The sequence below is a fragment of the Lyngbya sp. CCY1209 genome (genome assembly GCF_035615495.1).
Lineage (GTDB): Bacteria > Cyanobacteriota > Cyanobacteriia > Cyanobacteriales > Microcoleaceae > Limnospira.
Map to the genome: position 1 here is coordinate 26,430 of NZ_JAJENU010000419.1, position 23,243 is coordinate 49,672.

20 protein-coding genes are annotated in these 23,243 nt (G+C 52.3%); 13 read left to right on the forward strand and 7 right to left on the reverse strand.

Annotated features, from left to right (window positions below; all coding sequences use genetic code 11):
- The first annotated feature begins 5 nt into the window (after nt 1-5).
- From LKE08_RS12605 to LKE08_RS12640, 8 genes are all read left to right on the forward strand, one after another.
- Nucleotides 6-1,181: a glycosyltransferase family 4 protein gene (locus LKE08_RS12605; protein WP_324704581.1), complete on the forward strand. Its 1,176-nt coding sequence runs from the start codon at nt 6-8 to the stop codon at nt 1,179-1,181.
- A gap of 53 nt (nt 1,182-1,234) precedes the next feature.
- Complete coding sequence (locus tag LKE08_RS12610) at nt 1,235-3,247, forward strand: ABC transporter ATP-binding protein (RefSeq protein ID WP_324704582.1); 2,013 nt, start codon at nt 1,235-1,237, stop codon at nt 3,245-3,247.
- Nucleotides 3,248-3,555: 308 nt separating this feature from the next.
- A complete protein-coding gene (locus tag LKE08_RS12615; protein ID WP_324704583.1) occupies nt 3,556-4,518 on the forward strand; it encodes a glycosyltransferase family 10 domain-containing protein in 963 nt (320 codons plus the stop codon).
- Nucleotides 4,519-4,530: 12 nt separating this feature from the next.
- A complete protein-coding gene (locus LKE08_RS12620; protein ID WP_324704584.1) occupies nt 4,531-5,529 on the forward strand; it encodes an Npun_R2821/Npun_R2822 family protein in 999 nt (332 codons plus the stop codon).
- 13 nt (nt 5,530-5,542) lie between these two features.
- Nucleotides 5,543-6,460 (forward strand): Npun_R2821/Npun_R2822 family protein, encoded by a 918-nt coding sequence (locus tag LKE08_RS12625; RefSeq protein ID WP_324704585.1) that lies wholly within the window; start codon nt 5,543-5,545, stop codon nt 6,458-6,460.
- A gap of 158 nt (nt 6,461-6,618) precedes the next feature.
- A complete protein-coding gene (locus tag LKE08_RS12630; protein WP_324704586.1) occupies nt 6,619-7,479 on the forward strand; it encodes a hypothetical protein in 861 nt (286 codons plus the stop codon).
- A gap of 137 nt (nt 7,480-7,616) precedes the next feature.
- On the forward strand, nt 7,617-8,099 hold the full coding sequence (locus tag LKE08_RS12635; RefSeq protein WP_324704587.1) for a hypothetical protein: 483 nt from the start codon (nt 7,617-7,619) through the stop codon (nt 8,097-8,099).
- A 135-nt stretch (nt 8,100-8,234) separates the two neighbouring features.
- A complete protein-coding gene (locus tag LKE08_RS12640; protein WP_324704588.1) occupies nt 8,235-8,924 on the forward strand; it encodes an RNA methyltransferase in 690 nt (229 codons plus the stop codon).
- Here the strand turns inward: LKE08_RS12640 and LKE08_RS12645 are convergent.
- Together LKE08_RS12645 and LKE08_RS12650 are read right to left on the reverse strand one after the other, a co-directional pair.
- Nucleotides 8,914-9,708: a glycoside hydrolase family protein gene (locus tag LKE08_RS12645; protein WP_324704589.1), complete on the reverse strand. Its 795-nt coding sequence runs from the start codon at nt 9,706-9,708 to the stop codon at nt 8,914-8,916. The two genes, LKE08_RS12640 and LKE08_RS12645, sit on opposite strands and share 11 nt — an antisense overlap.
- Nucleotides 9,709-9,713: 5 nt before the next feature.
- Nucleotides 9,714-10,373 carry an NAD(P)H-binding protein gene (locus tag LKE08_RS12650; protein ID WP_324704590.1) on the reverse strand — a complete coding sequence of 220 codons (660 nt, stop codon included), beginning with the start codon at nt 10,371-10,373 and terminating at the stop codon, nt 9,714-9,716.
- 141 nt (nt 10,374-10,514) lie between these two features.
- Here LKE08_RS12650 and LKE08_RS12655 point away from each other — a divergent pair, with 141 nt between their 5' ends.
- Nucleotides 10,515-11,228 (forward strand): DUF1997 domain-containing protein, encoded by a 714-nt coding sequence (locus LKE08_RS12655; protein ID WP_324704591.1) that lies wholly within the window; start codon nt 10,515-10,517, stop codon nt 11,226-11,228.
- A 79-nt stretch (nt 11,229-11,307) separates the two neighbouring features.
- Here LKE08_RS12655 and LKE08_RS12660 read toward each other — a convergent pair whose 3' ends face one another.
- On the reverse strand, nt 11,308-11,778 hold the full coding sequence (locus LKE08_RS12660; protein WP_324704592.1) for a DUF4079 domain-containing protein: 471 nt from the start codon (nt 11,776-11,778) through the stop codon (nt 11,308-11,310).
- A gap of 327 nt (nt 11,779-12,105) precedes the next feature.
- Between LKE08_RS12660 and LKE08_RS12665 the strand changes: the two genes are divergently transcribed.
- From LKE08_RS12665 to LKE08_RS12685, 4 genes are all read left to right on the forward strand, one after another.
- On the forward strand, nt 12,106-13,509 hold the full coding sequence (locus tag LKE08_RS12665; protein ID WP_324704593.1) for an ankyrin repeat domain-containing protein: 1,404 nt from the start codon (nt 12,106-12,108) through the stop codon (nt 13,507-13,509).
- A gap of 144 nt (nt 13,510-13,653) precedes the next feature.
- Nucleotides 13,654-14,139 carry an ATP-dependent zinc protease gene (locus LKE08_RS12670; protein ID WP_375341420.1) on the forward strand — a complete coding sequence of 162 codons (486 nt, stop codon included), beginning with the start codon at nt 13,654-13,656 and terminating at the stop codon, nt 14,137-14,139.
- 859 nt (nt 14,140-14,998) lie between these two features.
- Nucleotides 14,999-18,232: an SUMF1/EgtB/PvdO family nonheme iron enzyme gene (locus tag LKE08_RS29290; protein WP_375341421.1), complete on the forward strand. Its 3,234-nt coding sequence runs from the start codon at nt 14,999-15,001 to the stop codon at nt 18,230-18,232.
- A 325-nt stretch (nt 18,233-18,557) separates the two neighbouring features.
- Nucleotides 18,558-19,196, forward strand: coding sequence for a Uma2 family endonuclease (locus tag LKE08_RS12685; protein ID WP_324704594.1), 639 nt, complete (start codon nt 18,558-18,560; stop codon nt 19,194-19,196).
- 10 nt (nt 19,197-19,206) lie between these two features.
- Here the strand turns inward: LKE08_RS12685 and LKE08_RS12690 are convergent, their stop codons facing one another.
- The 4 genes from LKE08_RS12690 to LKE08_RS12705 all read right to left on the reverse strand — a co-directional run.
- Nucleotides 19,207-20,712, reverse strand: coding sequence for a site-2 protease family protein (locus LKE08_RS12690; RefSeq protein WP_324704595.1), 1,506 nt, complete (start codon nt 20,710-20,712; stop codon nt 19,207-19,209).
- A gap of 208 nt (nt 20,713-20,920) precedes the next feature.
- Entirely contained in the window at nt 20,921-22,216 is a 1,296-nt protein-coding gene (locus LKE08_RS12695; protein ID WP_324704596.1) for a glucosyl-3-phosphoglycerate synthase, read from the reverse strand.
- A gap of 59 nt (nt 22,217-22,275) precedes the next feature.
- Nucleotides 22,276-22,623, reverse strand: a complete 348-nt coding sequence (locus LKE08_RS12700) for a hypothetical protein (protein WP_324704597.1) — start codon at nt 22,621-22,623, stop codon at nt 22,276-22,278.
- 211 nt (nt 22,624-22,834) lie between these two features.
- Nucleotides 22,835-23,243 (reverse strand): DUF6745 domain-containing protein (locus LKE08_RS12705; RefSeq protein ID WP_375341422.1); only part of this gene is annotated, 409 nt, incomplete at its 5' end.

Genomic DNA, 23,243 nt, shown 5'->3' on the forward strand with positions numbered 1-23,243 from the left:
ACTTCGTGAAAATTTCCTTAATCGTTAGCGATCTGTCGAGCAGTGGAGCCGGGAGATGGGGGGGCGCGGTCCGCCCTTTTCTGCTTTCCCAAGCCCTGCGACAAATTGGGTATGATGTCGAAATCTTGGGATTTTGCCAGGACGGTTCGCCGATTAATTTTGACAACAGCCCGGTGCCAATCGTTGCCATTCCGAGTTCCAAGTCTTATCCCCAATTTTGGCGATCGGCTCAAAAATTACTAGCCCGAATCACGGGAGATATCATTTACGCTTACAAGCTCAAACCCACCAGCTTTGGTTTGGCGCTGCTCAAAAAAATGCAGACGGGTCGCCCGGTCTTTTTGGATATCGACGATTGGGAATTGAGTTGGCACGGAGGAGACAACTGGAAGTATCGCCCGACGGTCAAACAGTTCGCAAAGGATCTGTTAAAAGCCGACGGCGCTTTGCGACAACCCGACCATCCCTTTTATTTGAATTGGATCGAAAAATGGGTGTCAAAAGCCGATCGCGTCACGTTGCACACCCGGTTTCTGCGGGAGCGTTTCGGCGGCATCTACCTCCCCAACGGCAAAGATACGAAGTTATTCGACCCGGCAAATTACGACCCTGACGCGAGTCGAAATCGTTACGGGTTGAGCGGATATCGAGTGTTGATGTTTCCGGGGGCTCCCCGGCCTTACAAGGGAGTGGAAGAGGTGCTGACGGCGCTCGATTTATTGGACGAATCGGATCTGAGATTGGCAATTGTGGGCGGCAGTCCCTACGACGATTATGATGCTAAACTGAATGAAAAGTGGGGGCGGTGGATCGTCGAGCTTCCCAACTCCCCGCCTCAAATGATGCCGGAGATTGTGTCGGCCGCTCACCTGGTTGTTGTGCCCCAACGGGATCACCCCGCCACTCGGGCACAGTTCCCCCTGAAGCTGACGGATGGCATGGCGATGGCCAAACCCGTCTTGGCGACCCGCGTCGGCGACATCCCCGAAATTTTGGGAGAGACCGGGTATTTGGTCGATCCGAGTTCTCCCCGACAAATTGCCACCCAAATTCAGTGGATTTTCAATCATTTAGATGAGGCAAATCAGCTCGGCATCCAAGCTCGTGCCCGGTGCGTCAAGCACTACGGTATTGATCGGATGTCTGAAATTTTGTCCGAGGTGATAGAAAACTATCGTTAGGGTGATTGGCGTCGGGGGCGATCGCCGTTCAAGTTGAATGAAAGGATCGATTTATGTCTGGCACAAATGCATTTGTTATCAACCTGATAAAACGCAATCCATTCAAAGTATTTTTCAATATTTTATTGGGTTTTTCTAGCGCGATTTTTAACGGTGTCAATACGGCACTGATCGTCCCCGTACTGCTACAGATTGCGGGTCAAGAAATCGAACTCAAAGGCTCTCCACCCATCATCAAAACCCTGTTTTCTCCGTTCGAGTCGATTCCGGAGCAGTACCGACTGATCGTCATGCTGGCGGTTATTGTTTTGACGATCGTCCTGAAAAATGGAACCAATTATCTGAGAAATTTGCTCTCCGTCGCATTCAATCGCAGTTTGGCGAATACGGTCAAATCGGAAATGCTCATCACTTTGATGGACACCGACCTGGATTTTTTTACAAAAATGAAAGTCGGAGACCTGACCAAGCGATTGGGATCGGATACGGCCCAGTCCGTTCAGACCATCAATGCGTACATCAATTTGGTCACACAAAGCATCACGATTTTAGTCTTTGTGGGATTGCTGGTGTCGATTTCATGGCAGCTCACATTAGCCTCGACTATTTTAATTATTTTAATTCTGTTCATCAACCAAAATATTATCCGCCGCTCGAAGCAATATGGAGATCTCCTCAATCAAACTCAAAAGGGTTATTTTGTCAAAGTTATTGAAACCTTAAATGGAATTCGATTGATCAAATCTGTGGGGAGCGAAAATCGAGAATACGAAACCATCAGAGACCTGATGCTGAAACTTGAAAATATCGCTCTCAAGTCGGAGATGAACTCTTCACTCATCCAACCGATCAATGAAATTACCAGCATTCTGGCAATCATCGTTATCTTGGTGTTGGGCCGCAGCTTATTCTCCGATCAAATCGAAGCCATATCGGCCGTCTTGCTGACTTACTTGCTCGTCTTATTTCGCCTGCTCCCGGTGGTCTCCAGTTTGAACGGCATTCGCAACCAAATTTCTCGGGGATCTGCGAGTTTTAATATGGCTTATGACCTGTGGAGACGGGACAACAAACCGATCATGGAACGGGGGTCGATTCCCTTTGAAGGTTGTCACGACAACATCAGTTTCAACGACGTTTTTTTCTCCTACCCGGGGCAAAGTCACCAGGCGCTCAAAGGCATCAACCTGACGCTGCCCAAAGGACAGACATTGGCATTAGTCGGAAGTTCCGGGGCGGGAAAGTCAACTTTTGCAGATTTGCTGCCCAGATTTTACGACCCCACCTCGGGCTCGATTACCATCGACGGCACCGACCTTCGCCAATTCGATTTGGTCAGTCTTCGGCGGTCGATGGGAATTGTCAGTCAAACGACTTTTCTGTTTAACGATACCGTCAGAAATAATATTATTTATGCCCGTCCGGATGCTACGGAAGATGAAATCGTGAATGCCGCCAAACAGGCGAATGCTTACGAGTTTATCATGAATTTGCCCAAACAGTGGGAAACGGAAATCGGCGATCGCGGCGTCATGCTCTCGGGGGGGCAGCGTCAGCGGTTGGCGATCGCCCGAGCCTTACTTCAAAAGCCCCAAATTCTGATTTTGGACGAGGCAACCAGTGCTTTGGATACCGTTTCCGAGCGTCTGGTTCAAGAGGCGATCGACCGGTTGAGTCGCGATCGCACCGTGCTGGTGATTGCCCACCGCCTCTCCACGGTTCAAAAAGCAGATACGATCGCCGTTTTAGAGCAGGGAGAGGTCGTCGAAGTCGGCAGCCACAAACAACTGCTCCAAAAAGAAGACGGTTATTACCGTCGCTTATATTCCATACAATTTGCCGACAAGGAGAAAGAAGAAAACTATTTGGACGAACAGGTTCTGGCCAAAGCGTCTTACGAAGCTCGCGGTTTTCTCAATTCAATTATTGGTTCCCTGAGATTGCTGGCAGACGAGATTGTAGACACGCCCGACGAGCAAGCGGAACTCACCGAAGAAGCCTATCAATCGGCTATCTATTTGTTGAGAACTATAGAGGTGTTTGAAAATAAACTGCATGAAAAGTAGTTGCACCCCCAAAATGAGCCGGGTCAGCCACCGTTTCCGGCAATTGACCCTCCCGGAGCGCGATCGCCGAAACCGTCAGCGAGGGGGCGTTCCGGAAATAGTGGGGCAACCCATTTGTTCTCAAGTCCGCCGTCAAAGCTGCCGCCATTCCGACGATTGCCTTTACATTTCTTTAATATTAAAAAACGTGCAACTCAGCCGGGTGTGTGCTATCATAAAAATGCCAATTCGATCAAATTGATGGGTGTAAACTGGGACTGAATTGACGAAAAGCGTCCTGCAAATTCGAGTTCAATCATTCAAGTCAAGTGAGCGAAAAAATTATCGGAATGTTAACCAGCTATCCGCAGCTCAATCAAAGCGATTGGCTGTGGAAGCAAACTCCTCACAGCTTTGGCAAATGGGGAAATATCATCATGCAAGCCAATCACCCTCGCCCCGATTACCTTCTCCTTTACCAATTCGATTTTGCCCGCAAGAAGCCGAAAAAGAGTCCGACTTTACGTCAGCAGTTGAAGCAGATCCTCAAACCGCAGCCCCAACCCGAAGAACCGAGCCTGCCCGAAAAGCTTCGGGGGGTTCCGAAAGAGCGAATCATTTATTTATTGCGGGAACCTCCCCTGGAAGAAATTCGGGAAATCAACAAGGTCAATTACGAACAAGCCCAGAATTATTGCGGGTATATATCCGGGCCGGATGATTTCGCTCCCGTGCCGGACTATATGCCCGCCATTTGGTATCACAGCAACTCATTTCGCGAACTGGATACTCTCGAAGCTCCCGCCAAAACTAAAGCCTGTTCTTGGATCACATCCGGTATCAACCGCACTTTAAATCACCAGCGACGCCTCGACTTTCTGCGACAAATTAAATCGGAGATGGACATTGATATCTACGGGCGGAACTTGCCCGACTGGTCCCAATCGGGCGGTTCTCTCAGCAATAAATGGCATGGAATGGCTCCCTATTACTACAATCTGGCGATCGAAAATTATGCCGAAAATGACCTGTATGTGAGTGAAAAATTGTGGGACTCTTTGCTGGCCTGGTGTTTGCCGATTTATTACGGGGGGCCGGCGGCTGACAAGTTGTTGCCCCCCGGCAGTTTTTTAAGATTGCCGAGTTTGGATGAAAAGGGCATCTCCTACGTGAAAGAGGTCATTTCTGACCCCGATCGCTGGCATCAGGCATGGCCCGCGATCGCCGAAGCTCGACAGATTATTTTGCACAAGTTGAACCTCCTCAACTGGCTGTCAGAATTTGTTGCTTAGTGGGTTGAAATAATGGATGGAATTTGTACCTTAGCCAATGATAAAGTTTACGATCAGCTCGTCGCCCTCTTAAATAGTATCGAAGCCAATCAGGGGGCTGATATACCGGTTTGCGTTTATCCCTACGATGATAATACGGAGCGGATCGCCGCGGAAATTAACCGCCGCCCTCAAGTGCAGCTTTATGGCGATCGCGAATCCATAGAACGCTGGGACCGTTTCGCCCGCCAAGTTTGGGACGCCCACCCCTCGGCCCGCCAAACTTGGGCGCAGCGGGGCTACGAACCTTATCATCGGGTCGGGACTCATCGCCGCTACTGCGCTTTTGACGGGCCTTTCGACCGGTTTATCTACATGGATGCCGACGCCTTACTTCTGTCGCCGGCGGTGCCCATTTTTCGGCAGTTAGAGCGCAGCGATTGGGTCGTTTACGACTTTCAATTTAAAGATCCCGGCCACGTTTACGACCTGTCTTCAAACAAATTGGGGGAAGTCTTTTCGCCCGATCGCATCGAGTCGGAGATCTTTTGTTCTGGATTTTATGCCACATCGAAAAGAATATTTGAAGAGCAGAAAAGAGAGCAACTGCTGCATCAGCTCGAAGCGGGCGAAGCCGAAATTTTATATTTGATGGCTCCCGATCAAACGGTGCTCAATTATATGGTGATGAGGTCGGATCTCAAGGTGTGCAATTTGGCCCGGAGCTTGCCCGCCGACGAAAAAACGGGAAATAGCGTCACTTCCGCCCACTTCCAAGAAAAAGATCATCTCGTTTACGACGGCGGAAAACGTCTGACCTACCTGCACTATATCGGCGTATCTTCCAAGATTTTTGCCCGGGTCTGTGCCGGAGAAAACCTCGATTTTCCCTATCGAGAGACCTTCCTCTATTATCGCTATTTACACGAACCGGAAAAACGACCTCGATTTGACTCCCAACCCGAACCGTACAAGCGCCCCCCAAATTTATTCCGACGAGCTTTGAATCAATTTAAGTCAACTTTCAACTGATGAGGACAATTCTATGAGTCGCGGCATTTATATCACGGCGAATGACAAGGTGATCGAACAGGCGATCGCACTTATGAAGAGCATCCGGATGTACGACAGCGAGACACCGGTTGTTTTGATCCCCTACGACGATAACTATCAAAAAATTGCCTCGATATTGACCGAATCCTACGGCGTCGAAATCTATCAAGATCTGGAATTTATAGACCGCCTGTCCAACCAGTTATACCAAATCTTTGGCGAGGGGTTTTTCGCCCGACCCAATCAATTTCGCAAACAGGCTTGCTGGTTCGGTCCGTTTGAAAAATTTATTTATATCGATACGGACATTGTCGTATTTGACAAGATCATCGAGACGACCAATTATTTGGATGAGTCCGATTTTATTTGTTACGACTATCAGCATAAGGGGGGAATCACCAATGTGTTCACCCCCAAAATATTTGCAGATGGTGTCCTCGAAGAAAGTGACATTCAAGATCTGTTCAACGGCGGATTTTGGGGGGCGCGTAAAAATTTGATTTCGGAAGAAACTTTATATGAAACGTTTTCCGAATGTGCCGCCCACCCCGAATATTTCGACTTTTCTCAAAAAACGTCAGATCAACCGATCATCAACTATATGATTTTGAAAAAAATCCCGCGTCGCTTCAACATCGTCCGTCGGCCTGGGGGGGCGCCGGGAAGCTGGGCGGGTAGCAAGCATTTTCAGGTGACAGGAGAGCGTCAAATCGTCGATCCTAACGTCAATCAACCACTGGAATACTTGCACTGGGCGGGAATTCGCATCAAACCCGGTTGTCCTTACTGGGAGATCTGGAAATATTATCGGTATTTGGACGAACCCATGCCGGATGATGAGTCCTTACAGCCCAAAACGAAAAGCAATTTATGGCAGACCATCAAAAAAATAGTTGGGGAGCGCTTTTGAAGTGTATTTGCCAATTACTTATTCTGAAGTTTAGCATCAAAATTGAGAGGGCAGAAAAAACGGTCAGATTCAATGGAAGTTGACGCAGTGGCTATTCTAGTTCTTATCTGTTAGATAAGGTATCTGAATATTGATGTTATTAGAGGTTAAAGTATCGTATGAAACTACAAAATAGAGACTTTTGCTTTTGTACCTTTGCCGCCGGCAAAGTCTACCGAAATCTCGTCAAAAATTTGATTCAAGATTGTCAGAAATACGCTCCCGGAACTCCTTTCATATTATTGACAGATAGACCGGGGGATTTTAGTGACATCAAAAATAATGATGTTCTGATCTTTGGTCATAAAAGGCAAGGAGTTTTGTGTTACCACGAACGGAGATTTGCGATCGCAAATGCTTTGTCAAAGTTCAACTCTTGTATGTATTTAGATGCAGATATACGTATCTGCGCTCTCATACCAGACAATCTGTCCTGGTTCCCCGGAATAACGGCTCGAAGTTGTACGAGCATGATGAAGCATATTCGAGGGCGACTTGACAAAACCAATCCCCCGAGGCTAACTTTGGTTAAAGAGTTTAATTTTTACAAAGATATGGCAAAAAAAATCGGCTTGGACTTGGAAAAAGATCCGATTACGTTTGTCAATGAATTTTTATTTGTGGTGACTCGTGATGGGGGCAAAGAAATTGAGTTTTTAGAGCAATGGCAAAAACTCGCACTGTACGCCGAACTACATCAACACCACAAGCACCCCGCTTATGCCATCGGGCTGGCGGCTGCAAAAGTTGGTTTTCCCATTCGACATGATACGATGGAAGGAATCGATTTTTTTGACGATCGCATCGAAAAAGTCAGGATAGCAAAAGGACAATCCGACCCGGAAGCGAAAAAAATGTATTTTGAAGTTCAGAAAAAAATTGAAAATTCAAATTCTTCTATTTTTGATAAAATTGTCCGGAAAATAACAAAAAATATAGAATATATATATCACTCAGTTCGTCTGAGGTCGTATTTTTAGGTGTGGGTCGCTCCTTGGCTCCCGAGTTCAAAACTGATTTCTGGAAACGGAGCATCAAGGAGTTGGGATTGAACTGGTCTTTTAGAGGACCGGGAAAACGAGGATAAGGCTGGAAGGACTTTGGCGACATAGATGTAATGATTGCCGTCCGTCAGTTTGAATGTACCGATAATTTTGCCTGGAAACCGGCCACCAAGCTTTTCAATGCTTGGCATGGGGGCGTTCCCGCCATTTTAGGATGGGAGTCTGCCTATCAAGCCGAACGGAAAAGTCACTTGGATTATTTGGAAGTTACAACAGTAGAAGAAGCCCTGGCGGCCCTCAAGAAACTTAGAGACGATGTGCTGTTCCGCCAATCGATGGTCGAAAATGGCAGACGGCGAGCATACGAAACTCAGCCGAATATCTTAACTCAAGAATGGATCGAGTTTCTGACAGATGTGGCCGTTCCCGCCTATCACAGATGGTGTTCTAATCCGGTGCTACATCGGAAACGGTTTTTTCTCAAACGTCAAACCGCCCTGTCTGCAGACCGACTTCAACGTTTTGTCGGATTCAAAATTGAGGGATTACAAAAACGCTTAAATGCATTCGGCAAGTTTTTTGATGTCCAACAATGAAGCACACAGACCAGCCCTCGAAGGCTCTATTGACAAAATCAACGCCCGCCAGGTTTCCGCAACGCCAGGGGTAGTGGCGCTCGCGATCGCACCCCGAGCCAGTATAATCGACAAAAGCAGCCCGATCGCACCCCCATGAACCCGGAACAGAAACGATCGCTCATCAACCACCTGCAAGAATTCGCCACCCCGGAGCGATCGCGCAAAATCCAAACCATCCTGCGCGAGCGCACCCGCCAGATCGCCGTCGTCCTCGAAGACCTCTACCAACCCCACAACGCCAGCGCCTGCCTGAGAAGTTGCGACAGCTTCGGCATCCAGGACGTCCACATCATCGAAAATCGCAACCGCTTCGACCTCAACCGGGAAGTCAGCGTCGGGTCCGATCGCTGGCTGACCCTGCACCGCTACAATCGACCCGACATTAACAATACCGAAACCTGCCTCAATTCCCTCAAAAAACAAGGATATCTCCTCGTCGCCACCACCCCCCACACCGACGACATCTCCATTCACGACCTCCCCCTCGATCGCAAAATCGCCCTGATGTTCGGCACCGAACTCACCGGACTCTCCGACGGCGCCATTTCCCGGGCCGATCGCTTCGTCAAAATTCCCATGTTCGGCTTCAGCGAAAGCTTCAACATCTCCGTTAGCGTCGCCCTCTGCCTCTACGAAACCACCACCCGACTGCGGGAGCAACCCCCCCAAACCTGGGGCTTGAGCGAAGCTGAAATCCTCGATTTAGAAGTCGCTTGGCTGCGCCAGTCCATCCGGGGCGGGCCGCAAATCGAAGCTCGGTTTTTGAGCCAATCTAGTTGCTAGGGGGAAAATAGGCCTCTTCCAAACCCCCGGAATTTTGAAAACCGTACAATTCATCCCGCAACACTTGCTCGTAAACCCGGGGTAAGGAACTCGTCATCAAATTATCCTCGATGCCGTATCCCAAACTCGTCCAAGTCCCCGAGAGCAACTTCAAAACCTCGTCGAGTTGCCCCCGCCGCAGCATCCCCGAAATGTCCGCATCCCAAAACGCCTCATCCAACAGCCAGCGGTAGACCACCAGATCTTGATATTCCGGATCAAAACTATAGGGATGCCAATACCAAAATCTAGCAGGTTTTGGGTGGTAGCGATCGGCCATCTGTTCCCAGGTCGTCGTCAAAAACTGATACCGTCCAGCCGCGGTGGTGCATCTCCCCCGATTCGGGCCGGCAACGATCGTAACACAGCGATCGGGGTGGCGGCTCAGATCCCAGACGTACTTCCCGCCGTAGATAACATGGTAGGGGTGTGGATAGTTGGACTCGCTGGCCGAAATCGTCCGCATCAGGGCCCGGATGTAGGGGTCGCCCCCCCGCATCACCAGCGGGGGCCACTGTTCCTCGACCCGAAGATCGCCCCCCAATTGTCCTAAAGGCGATCGCGTCACGAGATTCGACCACCCCCAACTCAGACCATACAGGATCAAAAATCCCAGAATCAGCGGTTTGAGCAACCGCCGTCTCGGCGTCGGTCGCGGGGGTCGGGTGACAAATACGGGGGGATCGATCTCGGAGGCCGATTGCTCGATGCGATCGCGCCTCCGCCGGGGTCTGGATGGGTGCATTACAATTAAGCGACACTGGCAAATAACTGTTCCGGGGACTTCTCAGCCGCCTCCGGTTTGGCAATCACCTCCACAATCTTATTCTGAGACGCGGGAACAAACAACGCCTCCACGCAAACCCGGGCCACCTGCGATCGCGGAATACTGCCGTCGGACAACCGATCCGCCGACTCCATCACCACCGGATATCCGTTCTCCTCATTTTTCAGACCCCCCGGCCTGACGATGGTATAAGTCAACCCGCTCTTTTGCAAATACTCCTCCGCCTGCTTCTTCCAGAACAAAATCAGCCAGAACAGATTCAGGGGGTGGAAAAACTGGGACGTGCACAGGGAAGACACGAACACGAAATGCTCGATCCCCTTTTCCTTGGCCACATCCACCAAATGCTTCGTCCCCTCGCAGTCCACCCGGTAGGGGGCGGTGAAATCGAAACTCGGTGTCGCACCCGTGGCACACAATACAACCGTACTGTCACCGATGGAATCGGGCAGCTTTTGCGGCTCGGTCACGTCCCCGACAACAATCTCAACATTCGGGGGCAAAACTTCCTGCGCTTTCTCCAGATTCCGCACCAGGGCGCGGACGGGGATATCTCGCTTCACGAGTTCCTCGACGATGCGGCGACCCGTCTGACCGGTCGCACCTGCTACAAAAGCCTTCATATCTCCCACCTATGCTAAAACAGATGTTATATTTTGTCCGATTCTACTCTCAAAATTTCAGTATATTCATTGTAGCGGTCTCACCTTGTCACGAGGCATTCTAGAGATAGAGGCACATGGCATATTCCAGGAGAACCCATCATGCAGCACGATTTGGTCAAACTTCAGCCTGTGGCAGCATCCGATCCCTACTTGCGCGAGCCTTTCGATCTGCAATCCTCAGATTCTCAAAATCGTGAGGCATCGGGCGATCGCGCCGAAACCATTTGGTTCCATACCCAGTACGAGGACTGCATGGAGATGTTTGCCGATCTCGATACGGTCGCCGAATATCTGGGAACTCACCGGGGTTGGTTCTGTCGGTGTGCCCAACCCATGAAAACCGAACCCATCGGGGAAAACGCCTACGCGCTGATCGTCGGGCGCTTCGGGGCCTTCGGCTACCAAGTCGAAGCCCGAGTCGGTTTGGAACTGGTTCCCCCCGACGAAACCGGGACCTACCGCATCCGCACCACCCCCATCCCGGATTACGTCCCCCCGGGCTACGAAGTCGATTTTCAATCGATCATGAAATTGGTGGAACTGCCCCTCGAACAGGTGTGCGAGAAATACGGCCTCGACCCGAAGGATTGTCCGGCCACCGTCGTCGGCGCCAAGTGGCACCTGGATCTGGCCGTGGGCGTGAAGTTTCCCCAGTTTATCCTGTCGATGTCGCGATCGCTGATCCAAAAAACCGGCGACGGCCTCCTGAAACGCATCGTCAACCAAGTTTCCCGCCGCCTCAGCTACAAAACTCAAATGGATTTCCACACCACCCACAACCTGCCCTTCCCCCTCAAAGGCAAAAAACGGTGAAGGGATGTTCCGATTCTCTGCGGAGATGCGATCGAAAACGCGGGGACGACTGAACTCAGTCGCCCCCATTTTTTTGGGATTACATTTTTTCGAGAATCCGCTGGAGAATTTCGATCCCCGTCAACGCCTGCCAGCCAAAGAGGCCCAACAAAGCGACATTCAGGGCGATGTGGCTATATCGTGCCCAATCGACTCCCTTTTGCATCAAAGGACTCAAGGATGCCGAAACGGCGATCAACCCCGTCATCCCCAAACCGGCCAGCAGGTGGGGGCCGACGAACAATTTGCCATTGTTGATGTAGGTGACGGCCATTCCTCCGATGGCGCCGAGAACCATCAAAGCCAGAAGGATCGAACCGGCTTGATAGTGCCTGACATTAAATTTACCTTTGATCAGTTCCTTTTTCTCGTCTCCCTCAGCGGCCCGGGTGCGGCGGATCTGCACCCCGAGGTACAGCGCGTAAAACGAGAGGGCCAGCAAAACCCACATGATCGCCGGGTGGATAAAATTCAGGTAAGGCTTGATCGACTCTGGAATGGGAAGCTCCATAGTATTCTCCGAATGGTAATATCGTCAGATCTTCACAAAACTTAGTATATCAGCCGTTTAAAGATGGGAGTCGGGAGTTGGGAGTCGGGAGTCGGGGAGGCAGGGGAGCGGAGGGGAAAATCTAAAATCTAAAATCTAAAATCTAAAATCCCCACACCCCTTGCCCTGAGCGGAGTCGAAGGGCCACATCCCACACCCCAACAAAAGGGATTGACGGTTTTTGATAGATCCTGCGAAGATTCAATTGACATAACTGCCGGCTTCCCCTCCGCCGGGGGAATCGTCGTTCTGTTCTCCAACCGACGAGTGGGGTGAAAAGCAGATTTCATGGGATCGACAGCACAGCGGGACAGTTCTTTAATTCGCGCCGTCAAAACCGGCAATCTCATTCATACCCGCGCCCTGCTGGCCAAGGGGGGAAATGCCAACGCCCGCGATCGCAACGGCGCGACGGTTTTGATGTTGGCGGCCCGGGCCGGATATACGGATATTTTACGATCGCTTCTGGATCGGGGAGCCGAGGTCAATTACAGTAGTCGGCACCACAACATGACGGCCCTGATGGCGGCTGCAGCGCACCGGAAACTTGATAGCGCCCGCTTTTTGCTCGAAAATGGGGCGGATGTCAACGCCCGCAATGAGGACGGCAGCACGGCCCTGATGGCGGCCGCGTCGAAGGGCGATCGCTCGATGGTGAAACTGTTGCTGGAGGCTGGGGCGGAGGTGAATGTGGCCGATCGCGATCGCGACACGGCGTTGAAATTGGCGCTCTCCAAAAATCATCTCGATATCGCCGAAGATCTGATCGAGGCGGGGGCGACTCCCGACGACGCCCGGACCGATTCCCAACTGCTGCTGCAAGTGGCCCGGACGGGCAATCCCGAAGCGCTGAAAAGCTGGCTGGAGGCGGGGTCGAACCCGAACGTCCGCAACGCGGAGGGGGAGACGCCGCTGATGTTGGCCGCGGACGGGGGGGACTGGCAGGGGGTGGAACTGTTGCTGCAAGCCGGGGCGGACGCGAACGCCCGAAATGTGGACGGTGGAACGGCCCTGATGGCGGCGGCGGCGGCCGGGGACCTGACGATCGCGAGTACCTTGTTGAAAGCGGGGGCCGATATTTATGCGTGCGATCGCGACGGGGAGACGGCCCTGCACCTGGCGGTTTTGGAGGGATATCCGGACATGGCGAAACTGCTGCTGGGTTGGGGGGCCGACGTCCACGCCGTCAACCGGTTCGGCGATACCCCGCTGATGGTGGCCGCGCTCCAGGGACACGCCGAAATCGTGGCGCTCCTGGTCCCGCGCATCTCCCGCGATCGCCGGGATGCCCTCCTCAACGTCAAAATCGGCGAGGAAACGATCCTGATCCTCGCGATCCGCCAGGGGGATTTGAAAGCGGTGCAGCTCTTGTTGGAGGGCGGTGCCGACATCAATTTGACCGGGGAGGGAAATAAAACGCCTTTGATGGCGGCGGCAGAAGTGGGAAATACGGAGATTTTGGAGCGTCTTTTGGAGGCCGACATCGATATTAATATCAGAGATGATACCGGATCGACGGCTCTGATGCGGGCCGCCTACGCAGGTCACGGGGAAGCGGTGCAATTGCTCGTCGATCGCGGCGCGGACGTGAACCTGAAAAATCGGGGCGGTTACACGGCGTTGATGTTGGCCGAATTTAACCGCCATCGGGAGGTAGTGGAACGGCTCAGAAATGCCGATGCTATCGAATGAAGCGATCGCCGGTCGATAGCACTCCGCATATCGATCGGGATATTGCAAAAAGCCGAACAGCCCTTGTCATCAAGTTTTGAATTTTGAATTTTGAATTTTGAATTGCGCGTAGCGCTATATTGTCGTCAAAAATAGGCAAGAATTTTGAACGAACCGAACCGAAAAAAAATCGATGTAATCGGGTGGCGCGAGTGGCTGGCTCTTCCCGATTTGGGCGTAACTGCAATTAAAGCTAAAATCGACACGGGGGCGCGATCGTCGGCGATCCACGCCTTCGACATCCACCATTTTTTTGAAGGGGAACAGCCGATGGTGCGCTTCAAAATGCACCCCATCCAGCGCAGCACCACCCAGACGGTGGAAGCCCGGGCAAAAGTCCTCGATCGCCGCCACGTCCGCAACTCCGGGGGGCAGGCGGAGGAGCGCACCGTCATCCTCACCACCGCCCAACTCAAGGAGCACAAATGGGCGATCGAATTGACCCTGACAAATCGGGACGTGATGGGGTTCCGAATGCTGCTCGGACGCGCCGCCGTGCGGGATCAATTTTTGGTTCATCCGGGGCGATCGTATTTGTTGAGTCACAAGCCTGTAGTAGGGAGTCGGGAGGACAGATATGATGAAGATTGAAGACCGAGCCTGGCTCGAAAAAGCGATAGAAATTGTCCGTTTTTCTGATATATAATTGAGGGATGAATTCCCCGAAGCGGAAGTCGATAAGTTCAAAGAAAAGGCGATCGCACGACTTTAAAATCTGTGGGAAGAACGGGTCGATTTTACACCGCAACTCGATGTCTATCCTTTGACACTGGAAAATTGTCACATTGCCGAGGAACAATTAATCTCGGGAATCGAGGCGCGAATGCAAGATCGGGACTTTTAAGACTCAAGCCCCCTAAATCCCCCAACTTTGGGGGACTTTGTCTTTTGGGTTTCCGGATTCTCGCAATTGGTCTGTGAAGGGTTGCACTATCGAGAATTTTCGGGCTAGACTGGATATTTCTCCCCTCGCCCAGAATTGGGAGAGGGGCTGGGGGTGAGGGCAAATCAAAGATTTTCGGGTTAAACCGGACATTTCTCCCCTCGCCCAGAATTGGGAGAGGGGCTGGGGGTGAGGGCAAGAAGTGCTTTTGGATAGATCGATAAGTATTTTTTCAGTATACAAATATACAAAAAAAATTCGCGATCGGTGAATCAGTTTATCAACTATACCTTAGCCATCCGAAATCACGGCGAGATTGTTCCTCAAGTCAATGGGGAAGAGTCGCCACGAGGGCAATTTGACAGAGAACAGCTCAAGCATATCCAACACTGTTTTCGTTTCTTAACCAACGGTAGATTTCAAGAACGAGATGACTTTACTTATTTAGGAAATTTACTGTTTGCAGCCCTCCTTAAACCCGTAAATGGCAGCTTTCATAGTGAAGTTTGGAAGCTCATCACTCGTGATGATGCCTTATCTTTGCGGTTTCGGATTGTTTTTGAGGAAGTGAATGAACGCACCGAACTCGCCAGCCAGATTATTAACCTGCCTTGGGAGTTTCTTTGCTATCCCGATGATAATCATACATTTTTGGCGACCCATCCCCGCGTCGCCCTCTCCTGCGGCTATCAAACTTGGCTGAATAATCCCCTGGAGGGATATGCCGTCCGAGACTTGCCGCTGCGGGTTTTGTTCGTTTGCGGTCGGCTTTCAAAATTAGAAGCGGTTGGTTTTGTCAGTTTGGTTAATCGAGTATTGAGTGAATTGGGGGATAGCGTCGAAGTTGAAACGTTAGACAACCCGACACCGGAGATATTGTCCGAAACGCTGAAGGAAAAATCCCCGCATATTTTGCATTTTTTAGGACAAGGAAAAAAGGGGGCGTTGGCCTTGGGAGACTTGCCGGATGGCGAAACATCCTGGTTGTCAGACCAATCGCTGTCCGATGTTTTGCGGGTAGGAGGTGTGAAAGGCGTGAAATTGGTCGTCCTGCAAGCCTGCGAGGGGGCATCTCCGTCGGAGGAATTGGCGTTCACGGGAACCGCAGCGACGTTAGTTGAGACTCACATTCCCGCCGCCGTCGCCATCCGGTATCCGATTTCTCAACCCCAGGCGTGGAAGTTTGTCAAAACTTTTTATGGCAAATTGGCGGCGGGGAAACCCGTGGATGTGGCGGTGCAGGCGGGACGGGAACAGTTGGCAATTGGCAATCAATCCCATAACCGTCGGGATTTTGGGGCGCCCGTTTTGTGGATGCGGTTGCGGGACGGACTCTTGTTTGCCGGGGATAAGGAACGTCCGGAAGAAGAAGGGGAAACAGATGCGGAACCTTTAAGGGATGAAACGGGTGAAGTTATCTGTCCCTATCAGGGGTTGAAGTCGTTTACGGAGGAAACCCGGCAATTTTTCTTCGGTCGGGTTCGGAAGGTCGAAGAAATCGAACAGAAGTTGAGTCGGCGGAATTTTGTTCCGGTTATCGGGGAGTCCGGTAGTGGCAAATCGTCGGTGGTTTTGGCGGGGGTCATGCCTCGGTTTAAAGAATTGGAGGGTTGGAATATCCTGTCAACTATTCGACCGGGGAGTCAGCCGCTGCATCAAATTAAAACAGTTTTCAATCCTTATTTTAATCAATCTATAAAAGAGCGGAAAAAGCTCAATGATTATATCAAAAAAAATCCGCCAAACTTGCCGGGTTTGATTGAAAGATTGCCCGGAACGGAGCGTTTTTTGTTGGTCATCGACCAGTTTGAGGAATTATTCACGCTTTGTGATAACGAAGACGACCAGAAACAGTTCATCAACCTGCTGTCTCAGGTGGAAACTCAGTCGCGCCTGTCGGTGGTTGTCACCCTGCGGTCTGATTTTTTGACGGAGTGTTTGAAGGATGCAGACTTGAGTCAGTTAATCGAAAATCCAGTTTTTATGCCCTATCTGGAAAGAGAAAATTTAGTAACTGTCATTGTCAGACCTGCGAGACGGCAGGGTTATGAATTAGCCGGGGGACTGTTGGGGGAAATCCTGCAAGATGTAGCCAAAGAACGGGCGACTTTACCGCTGTTGGAGTTTGCGTTGACGCGGCTTTGGGAACGGCGGGATGAAAAACGGAAACAGTTGACTTTAGAGGGATATGAAGCGATTGGTCGGCTGGCCGGGGCGCTGGATGAACACGCGACCAAGGTTTATCATTATCGGGATTATGAGGAAGAGAATCCCCAAGACCGGCGTTCGGAAATGGAGAAAGATTTAATCCAGAAAATTTTCTTGAAACTGCTACAAGTTGGGGAGGGGGAAAAGGAGACGAGGCTGCCCCAATTGAAAGCCGATATTTTCTCCATCGGCGGAGATGACTGGGAAAAGCGGGAACGGTTGACAGAATTGATTGATGGGGACTGCGGGTTGGTGAAAGGTCGCCTGTTGGTGGCGGGGGAGAGTGAAGTGGATTTGACCCATGAAGTGTTGATTTCCGGGTGGAAACAGTTGGATGCGTGGCGGACGGAGACGCGGAAGAGTCGGAAGTTTGCGAAGCAGTTGGAACGGGATGCGGAAGATTGGTGGAAACACGACAAATCCGGGGATTTTTTGTGGCAGGGATTGCGGCTGGAAGCCGGGGAAAAAGTCTTGGAAGAATACGCAACGGTGTTATCCTTCTCGCCGTTGGCGCGGGAATTTTTAGAGACGAGTTGGCACCAAGAGTTATGTAATTATCTGACAGACAAGAAGGTTGATAGTTTAAATCAGCAAGGATTGGAAAAAGACGCGGCTGATAAATCCTATTTGACGAAGGATAACCTGGGGAAACTTCTGGACAGTGAGAGGGAAGAAACGAAGGTGAGGTTGGCGGCTTCTTGGCTGCTGAAGCGGTGGGGGGAGGATGTGCCGATGCGGACGGCAAAGACGGATAGGGAAGGGAATGTCTGGCTGCGCGTGATTGATTCCCCGCCGATAGAAATTGAGGATTTGGGGGATGGCATTTATTTGGAATTGGTGAGGGTTCCGGGGGGTGAATTTTGGATGGGTTCGGAGGAAGGAGAAGTCGGCTCATATAATGATGAGTATCCGCGACACAAGGTTCGGGTGTCGGGCTATTGGATGGGCAAATATCCGGTGACTCAAGCCCAGTGGCGGGCGGTTGCAAATTTACCCAAGATTCAACGCGACCTCAAACCCTACCCTTCCTATTTTAAAGGGGAAGATCTTCCCGTCGAACGGGTTTCATGGTATGATGCGATCGAGTTTTGTGCTCGACTCTCCCGCAAAACGAATCGGTGCTATCGCCTGCCCAGCGAAACCGAATGGGAATATGCCTGCCGTGCCGGAACGAAAACGGCTTTTGCCTTTGGAAATACCCTGACCGGCGATTTGGCAAATTCTACGGCAGCAAGTCGCAACCGAACCACTCCGGTGGGAAGGTTCCAAGTGGCGAATGCCTTTGGTCTGTACGATATGCACGGGAATGTTTGGGAGTGGTGTGCAGACCCGTGGCATGATCACTATGACGGTGCACCCTCAGATTCTCGGGTGTGGGATGAGAAGAGTGATAAAAGTTATTATAGTCAATACATTAATTTTATAGTTAAATTATTGGGTGATAAACGCAAACGGGTGCTGCACGGCGGTTCGTGGTCTTACAATCTTGAAAACTGTCGCTGTGCCCACCGCTCCTGGGACGTCCCGGACTTCCTCTACAACAGCCTCGGTTTCCGCGTCGTCTGTCCCGCCTTGGAGACTCTTTCCCCTTAGCTTTTTTCCCTTGAATTTTGAATTTTGACTCTCGCCCCCAAACCCCCAATTCTGGGGGCTTTGATTGATGGGTTTTTGTGAACTGTTTTGCATTGATAATTCCCTCAAATTTCTCTTCGATCCCCCCCCGCCCCCCTTAAGAAGGGGGGAGCCAGAGGAGGTTTCACCTCGTCAGTTTGGGAAATGCTACAGCAATTTTCAATTCAATGGGGTACACTGACCCATTCAAAGTCCCCCTTTTTAAGGGGGATAATGGGGGATCTTCCGTCTCTCATTGGATCGGAAACTGCTATATAATAAACCTCAGTATCAGATCATCCGACCGATGGTTATAAAAAGCCCGATCGCATCTCAAGTTCTCTACCCCGACTCGGACGGCAAGCCGATGGCCGAAAATACCGTTCAATATCGCTGGATTGTCCGCCTCGTCACCAATTTGAAGCGGTTATTGCAGGGACAAACGGCTTTTGTCGCCGGGGATTTACTCTGGTATCCGATACAGGTGGAAACGCCGCCCGCCCCCTGCCTCGCCCCGGATGTGATGGTGGCTTTGGGGCGCCCGGATGGAGACAGGGGCAGTTACAAACAGTGGGAAGAGGACGACATCGCGCCCCAGGTGGTGTTTGAGATTATTTCCCCCAGCAATAGCGCCAGAGAAATGCTGAATAAACAGTTATTTTATACCCAGCACGGCGTTTTAGAAATGTTTTTTTACGATCCGGATTCCCGCGATTTCTGGGGCTGGGTACGAACCGATCCGACACAGGATTTCACCCCCGTTACTCCTCTGAATTTTCCCTGGACTTCCCCCACACTCAACATTCGCTTTGAGATGTTCGAGGACGGTTTGGCTATATTCTATCCCGACGGGGAACCGTTCAAGGAACCGGAGGAATTTATCGAAGAACGCGATCGCGCCTTTGCCAAGTTGCGGGAATTGGGCATCGATCCGGAACAATTATAAAAAGGATTGCCTAACCCCCGATCCCCAAGCGACTCGCCAAAGCGGGGGTGAGGGGAAACAGGGTGGCGATCATCAGAAATAGCGCCAGCAGTCCCAGCGCCGCCCGGGTGTCGTCGGGTTCGGTGAGTTCGTTGAGGCTGGGGCGTTCCAAATTGCGCTGCAAAATCAGGATCACCGCCGCCCAGTACAGGGCGAGGGGATTGACCAAAGATGCGATCGCCAGCACGATAAAGGTGGCGAAGGTGGATCGTCCGGCGACCTTGCGGCCGTAGATGGACTGCATGATCCGGCCCCCGTCGAGTTGTCCGGCGGGCATCAAGTTGATCGCCGTGATCACCAACCCCAACCAGCCGATAATCGTGAGGGGATGGACGTCAACGATGGTCTGATTCAAGGCCGAACCCAGGATCGCCTTGGCTAGGGTTCCCACCAATACCGAACCTTGGAAAAAGGCTGTGGGAACTTGGAACAGACTGCCCTGGTGGGAGAGGATCAACCCCGCCAGCAGCATCAGCAGGGACAGCAGGCCCCCCGCCGCGGGTCCAGCCAGGGCGACGTCGAACAACACCTGCCGGTTGGGGATCGCCGACTCGAAGCGGTTGAAGGCGCCAAAGGTGCCGATCTGGACGGTGGGGATGAAAAAGGGCAGGCTGAATTTGACGTCGTAGTGGCGGGCCATGACCTGGTGGGCGATTTCGTGGGCGGCGAGGACGGCCCCCACCCCGACGACGATGGGCAGAATTTCCCGGTAGCGGTTCAGTTCGCTGAAAAAGTCGAATCCCATCAGCAGGCCCCCGGCTTGGAAAGTGGTGGCGACGGTGATGGCGAGTAAAATCAGGGCGAGGACCGTTTGGGGGACGGTGGTGGGTTTGGGGTCGTTGCGACTCGGGAGGACGATCGCGACGGGTTTGCCCTCGGGATCTTCGATCAAAAACAGGCGGTAGCGATCGCCCATTTTGTCTTCCAGGCTGGCGGAGAGGCGGTTGTAAGCCTCGTCGGGGTCGCTGCGGAGGTTGCCTTTGAAGATGGCGCCGTCTTGGTAGGGGAAGGTTTCGGTGGCGAAAAAGGTGTCGATGCCGAAAATCCCCTGGATCACTTTCAAATCTTCCGGGGGGATGGGGGCGGGTTCCGGCGCCGGTGTCGCGTCGGGTTCGGGGGTCGTCCGGGTTTCCGCTTCGCCGGGGGAGGACTCGTTTTCCGCGGCGTGGGGGGCATCCGAGGGCGCGGGGGGGGTCTCGGGGGTTTCTTCGTCCGCGATCGCCCGCATCCGTCGCCCCAGGTAAATGTAGAGCCCGGTGGAGGCGACGAACAGCAGCAGGATGCTGACGAAGTTGATATAGATGCCGAAGGCGGCCAGCCCGAAAAATAACAGCCACGGCGCCATCAGGGAGGCCGACTGCAACCAAGAGAGGAGTCCGGCTTTTCCGTAGGGCCGGGAGCGATAGTACCCCCACCCCAGGATTCCCAGGGCTATCAGCAAGATAAAGATCGTGGTGTTGTCCGATGCAATAAACATTCTCTTCCTTTTGTCAGTCACCCAAAATTCGGCGATCGCGCAGTCTTTGCGACCCAAAATCGCGTCCGTCAATTTTCCTCTCTATTTACAATAACCCCTGACGGCGATCTGGTGGGTGCGACAGTCCGCGATCGGGGTGTGGGGAAGAATTGATAATTATCAATTATCAGTTATCAATTGATCCCCGTTCCCGGCGCGAAGCGCCCTGTCAGTGTTGCTGCACTCGCACGGGTTCGGTTTCGAGGAGGGGGGGAGATTCCGGGGAAAATATCGGCGTTGGCGTTTGCGATCGCAGTTTCCTCGCGTCCACCATATCCCGCCGCGTTGCCTCCCGCAACTGTTCCCGTAGGGCGGGCATGACGGCCAGAGCCCTCGTCCAGTCGGGAATTTGCGCCCCGGCCGGGTTCCTGAAATATTCTTCTCCCGCCTCGGCGATCACCTGTTCAAACAGTTCGACGGTGATTTCTTCTTGGTGGCGATCGTAGTGTAAATTATTGAACCGGGCATCCACGAAATACTGGCGGGTGTAGTCCTGGGCTTCGCGGCGGAATTTGATCCGCAGGGTGTGGATGTGTTCCCGGTCGATCGTCACCCGTTCCGTTTCGGCCAGGGTTCTCAGGATCGACCGGAAAATGTCCCGGCACATCTTCCGCAGCCCCTCGTTGCTGGAGGTTCCGACGATTTGATGTTTGTGGTCGAAAATCCCCAGATCGATCTGGGCGATCCGCTTTTCCGCCACGTTGCGGTACACTTCTGCCAGCAGCCCGATCTCCAACCCCCAGTTGCCGGGGATGCGGGTGTTGAGGGCGAGGTCGTTGGTGAGGGCGAATTCTCCCGAGAGGGGGTAGCGGTAGGCGCCGAGGTAGCGGAGGTAGTTGTGGTAGCCGAACACGTCCATCATGGCCGTCAGCAGGGGGGTGACGAACAGGCGGACAACCCGGCCGTGGAAGCTGGGGGGGTTGCCGCCGATGCGGGCGTAGTAGGCTTTGTTGAAGGCCAGACCCAGCTCTTTCTCCACCAGGGGAAATAGCAGTTTCAGGGGATAGGATTTGTCGTAGGTGGTGATGTCGGCATCGTGGAGGGCGATCGCTTCGGCGTGGAGGGTGGCCACCCCCAACCCCAGCCAGACGGCCTGACCTTTGCCTTTGAAACTCAACAGGTCCAGCCCTTTTTCCCGCAACTTCTCCATCAGTTGGGTGACGCGCGGCCCGTTTTCCCAAATCACCCAAATCGGCTGGGGCAGGACTTCAAAAAATTCCACGGCCCGGGCGTACTGTTGGGCGGTTTTGGCGTACACGCAGACGACGATGTGTTTGACAAAGTCGCACCCTCGCAAACAGTCCCGAATTTGGGTCAGCGCCGGCCTTTCGAGTTCTTCGTACAGGGCCGGGATCAGGACGGCGGTCGGAGACACTTCACTGAGTTGGGTTAGGCGACCTTCGAGCAATTCCAGATCGCAGCCAAAGTCGTGAATTGTAGTGATTAATTCTTGTTTGTAATCCATAAAAAACACCCAACTCCCAAACGATCGGACGTTGTCATGATACGATCTATTGTACCATCTCACTGTTGGAATTGATACAATTTATTACATTTTGATTTTCGGGGGGCGACTTCGACCCGATCGCCGCTCCTTTTGCCGCGCCGATCGCGGTCGATGTCAGAGCGAAATTCGCTTCGGTTCAGAGTAGATATTGAACCGCCGGCCGTGCAAAAATCCGGCGTCGGAAATCGATGTCCGAGCCACTTCAACGCCTCGATACTCGCCTTTCCGCACAGGCTGCAGGCGCCGGTGGTCAAAAAGTGGCGATCAAGGCAGGCGAAGTCCGGGTTCAAACCCGATCGCAATTCGATATTGACAATATTTTGCCCTTGTTCCCCGTCGATTTCCGGATCAACACAGTAACTCATTTTGGCGATATCGTCCCGGCGGGCAATAATTCCCTCCCCGTACAGGAAACCAGCCCCCGGCATCCGCCGGGGTGATGGCGACGGTTTTTTGGGGGGAAGGAGGCGGATTTACCGGGGTTCTTCGGTTGTCACCTGATCCGTCCGCGATCGCGCGCCATTTTCGACGACCACAATTTTAGATTTCGTCTGACGTCGGATTGATGCCATTTTTCTAAGTTTGAATTGCAAAGTCTTCCGGATCGATCCCCCAATTCACCCACCGGATCGCCTCCCGCGCCGAAGTCATGTTGGGAGGCACCCGCAGCGCGTGAATCGAATCCGTACTCGGATCGGTCATTTTCAACAGAACAATCGGTTCATTTTCCCGGGGACTTTCGATTCTCAATAACGTATATTCTTCCCAACTGTCCAACTCCACCGATCGCAATTCCTGGCAAATTCGCCCGTAGCCAATTTCTCGGATCAGTATCCGCCGCAATTCCGCATTTTCTTCTTCCAACAACCATTCGGACTTCCACTGGCGGGGATGGACTCGACCGTATGTTTCCGGCAGTCTCACCCCGTGATGAAAATAGAGGCGATATCCGTCCGAAAATTCGATCGCGGCTTCCCCTTCGGCG

Bases quoted from the DNA above. Each gene is read 5' to 3' on its own strand.
- LKE08_RS12660 (WP_324704592.1), bottom strand. From the start codon at position 11,778: ATGGAGCTTCCCATTCCAGAGTCGATCAAGCCTTACCTGAATTTTATC.
- LKE08_RS12610 (WP_324704582.1), top strand. From the start codon at position 1,235: ATGTCTGGCACAAATGCATTTGTTATCAACCTGATAAAACGCAATCCA.
- LKE08_RS12685 (WP_324704594.1), top strand. From the start codon at position 18,558: ATGGTTATAAAAAGCCCGATCGCATCTCAAGTTCTCTACCCCGACTCG.
- LKE08_RS12640 (WP_324704588.1), top strand. From the start codon at position 8,235: ATGAACCCGGAACAGAAACGATCGCTCATCAACCACCTGCAAGAATTC.
- LKE08_RS12690 (WP_324704595.1), bottom strand. From the start codon at position 20,712: ATGTTTATTGCATCGGACAACACCACGATCTTTATCTTGCTGATAGCC.
- LKE08_RS12650 (WP_324704590.1), bottom strand. From the start codon at position 10,373: ATGAAGGCTTTTGTAGCAGGTGCGACCGGTCAGACGGGTCGCCGCATC.
- LKE08_RS12700 (WP_324704597.1), bottom strand. From the start codon at position 22,623: ATGAGTTACTGTGTTGATCCGGAAATCGACGGGGAACAAGGGCAAAAT.
- LKE08_RS12665 (WP_324704593.1), top strand. From the start codon at position 12,106: ATGGGATCGACAGCACAGCGGGACAGTTCTTTAATTCGCGCCGTCAAA.
- LKE08_RS12635 (WP_324704587.1), top strand. From the start codon at position 7,617: ATGATTGCCGTCCGTCAGTTTGAATGTACCGATAATTTTGCCTGGAAA.
- LKE08_RS12630 (WP_324704586.1), top strand. From the start codon at position 6,619: ATGAAACTACAAAATAGAGACTTTTGCTTTTGTACCTTTGCCGCCGGC.
- LKE08_RS12625 (WP_324704585.1), top strand. From the start codon at position 5,543: ATGAGTCGCGGCATTTATATCACGGCGAATGACAAGGTGATCGAACAG.
- LKE08_RS12655 (WP_324704591.1), top strand. From the start codon at position 10,515: ATGCAGCACGATTTGGTCAAACTTCAGCCTGTGGCAGCATCCGATCCC.
- LKE08_RS12620 (WP_324704584.1), top strand. From the start codon at position 4,531: ATGGATGGAATTTGTACCTTAGCCAATGATAAAGTTTACGATCAGCTC.
- LKE08_RS12645 (WP_324704589.1), bottom strand. From the start codon at position 9,708: ATGCACCCATCCAGACCCCGGCGGAGGCGCGATCGCATCGAGCAATCG.
- LKE08_RS12695 (WP_324704596.1), bottom strand. From the start codon at position 22,216: ATGGATTACAAACAAGAATTAATCACTACAATTCACGACTTTGGCTGC.